This window comes from Desulfovibrio sp. (assembly GCA_016208105.1).
GTDB lineage: Bacteria > Desulfobacterota > Desulfovibrionia > Desulfovibrionales > Desulfovibrionaceae > Fundidesulfovibrio.
Genome location: JACQYS010000015.1, coordinates 1 through 2,659, shown reverse-complemented (window position 1 = coordinate 2,659; position 2,659 = coordinate 1). Strand labels below are relative to the sequence as shown.

The window sequence follows — 2,659 nt, the reverse complement described above, 5'->3', positions numbered from 1 at the left end:
GTTCAAGGATGATGCGCCCGCGCTCGATCAAGTTGTTGACGTTGGTCGGTTCGCGTTCCAGTGATGATTCAATCGCTTTGCGCGCCAGAGTCAATTTGCCCGCACGCCGATAGCAACTGGCGAGGGCGCAATAAATTTCGGTGGACGGGTTTTTGGCGACTGCCGCTTCGAGCAATGGGATGGCTTCTTTAAAATTCCCGAAGAGGGCGAGGGCGCGCGCTTTCCACACGCTGACGGCATTTGCATCCGCGCCAAGATCGGCGGCGCGTTCTAGTTGATTCATGATCTCCGCTCGCTCCGTTCCTTCGATTTTTGAAAAATTTCCAATGGGAGCAGATTCTTTTTCAAGGATGAGGGCGCGATTGAGATTCATTAGCGACTCGGAATCTTCGGGGCGACCTTTGGCTACTTTGCGGCTGGCGGCGACACTTTGCGCGTGATGATTCGTTTTCAGAAAAACTTCGGCGGCGGCTGCCAAGACATCGGTTGAATTTGGATCAAGTTCAATGGCGGCTTCGGCGGCGGCTTTGGCTTCGGCGCGTTTGCCAAGTTGAAGATAGACGCGCGCCATCTCTGCCTGCGGTTTGCCGAGATGCGGCGCAAGTTGCGCGGCGCGTTCCAACGCGCTGAGGGCGCGATCATTTAAATTTTTGGCGTGATACGTTTCGCCGAGCATCAACCATACGTCGTGATCATTTGGAGTCAAGCGTGAGGCGCGTTCCAGATGCGGCAGTGCGGAATCGAAATTCTGTAACGTGATGGCGGCGCGCGCCGCTTCCAGCGCGAGCGAAACATCTTGCGGTGATTCTTGCGCGGCGCGTTGATACGAGTTGAAGGCTTCGAGATGTTTGCCCTGATGCGAAAGTGCCGCGCCAAGTTTGGTGTGAGTCGCCGCGTCGTTAGGGTGTTGCAGAAGATTCTTTTTCCACGGCTTCGCCCAACGCTTTGACGATGTCCGCCCGACTCGGATCGAGCGACATGGCTTTCTCAAAAACTAAAACGGCTTCACCGAAATCTTTGAGCTTCAAATAAAGTTCGCCTAACCCCACAAGGATCATCACCGAGTTCGGCGCAATACGTAACGCTTCGAGATACAAGGTGCGCGCCATTTCGAGTTGGTTGCTTGCCGCGAGAAGTTCTGCTAACTCTTGACGATATTGCGGAATTTCGGGCGCAAGGTCAATTGCTTGTTTTAAAACTTGCGCGGCGTGCGCGGTGTTGCCGGCTTTGCGCGCGCAGTGGGCGAGCGTGGACAACAACAAATGATCGTCGGGCGCGAGTCGTGAAGCGGCTTCGTAACTATTTACCGCTTCTTCCCATAAACCGGCGGCGGCGTAAGCCTGCGCCAAAGTTTTTTGCAAAGAGAAATTTGTTTTGTCGTTTTCGGCGGCGTCTCGCAGCGCGGCGATTGCCGCTTCGTGTTGTTTGAGCGCGAGACAGCACACGCCGAGCTGCACAATGAGTTCGGAACGCTTCGGGTCAAGGGCGAGGGCGCGTTGATACGTTTCTTGCGCGGCTTTAAATTCTTGGGCGTGTTCGTAGATCGCGCCGAGCAAGGTGAGCGAATCGGCGTCGTCGCAGTCTTTCACAACGGATTCGAGAGCCGGGCGGGCGATGGCGTGATGATTAAGTTGATAAGCGACTCGCCCCAGATCGCGCAGCAGATCTACGGGGATGCCGCCAACCGCTGACGAGTGGGCGCGTTGATACACCGCCAACGCTTCGTCGAACCTGCCCAGCGCTTCGAGCGTGCGCCCTAAAATAATTTCAATCGGCGAACGATCTGAAGCGGTGACATTGATGAGGGCGCGTTGGAGAGAGTCGAGCGCCTCTTTGTGGCGATGTTGAGCGTGATACAGTTCGCCGAGTCGTTTGTGAATCTGTCCGCGACTTGGATCGAGTCTGACTGTTTGGTTGAAGGACTGGATCGCTTCGTTGGGTTGATTCAATTGGGCGTAGAGATCACCTAGATCGGCGTAGAGATCGGGATCGTTTTGACAGTATTTGCATCCGGCTTGTAAAGCGGCAAGGGCGCGCTGTGGATCGTTTTGCGCGCGATGATATGCGCCGACGGCTCGCCATGATTCGCTAGATGTGGGGGCGAGATCGGTGGCGCGGTTGAAGTATTCAAAGGCTTCGTTGGTTTTACCCAGCGCAGTTAACGCTTTACCTATGATGACTAAGACTTCCGAAGTCTCCAAGACTTCGGAAGTCTTGAGTGCGGTTGCTAATGCGAGTTCGGGTTGATTTGCCTCAAGCGCGGTTTGGGCGAGTTCGATTTGTAGTTTGGGATCGGGATCGCGGGCGATGGCGCGTTGATAGTGAGGGATCGCCGATACGGGGTCGTTGCGCCGTAAGGCTTGCGCCAAGATTTTTCGGGCGAGGGCGTTTTCAGGATCGAAGCCGAGCGCAGCCCAAGCGTGATCTTGCGTTTTGGTTTGATCGCCGTAAGCCGAAAAGTATTTTGCAAGATTCAGGTGAAGAGGCGCGGGGGAGGGCGATGATGCTAGAAGTTTTTCCCAAAGCTGCGCGGCAGAGTCGGCGTCACCGAGTTGGATCAGCAAATCGGCGCACGAGGTTAATGAGGGCGCATCACTTTCATTCGAATCACGAATCTTGATCAACAGATCACGCGCCAGATCAACATTGCCTGCCTTGT

2 protein-coding genes are annotated in these 2,659 nt (G+C 55.1%); both read right to left on the bottom strand.

Features of this window, described 5'->3' with window-relative positions:
* Window positions 1-991 (bottom strand): tetratricopeptide repeat protein (locus HY795_08280; GenBank protein ID MBI4805219.1); only part of this gene is annotated, 991 nt, incomplete at its 3' end.
* A partial coding sequence (locus HY795_08275) for a tetratricopeptide repeat protein (GenBank protein ID MBI4805218.1) occupies window positions 900-2,659 on the bottom strand: 1,760 nt, incomplete at its 5' end. The genes HY795_08275 and HY795_08280, both read right to left, overlap by 92 nt.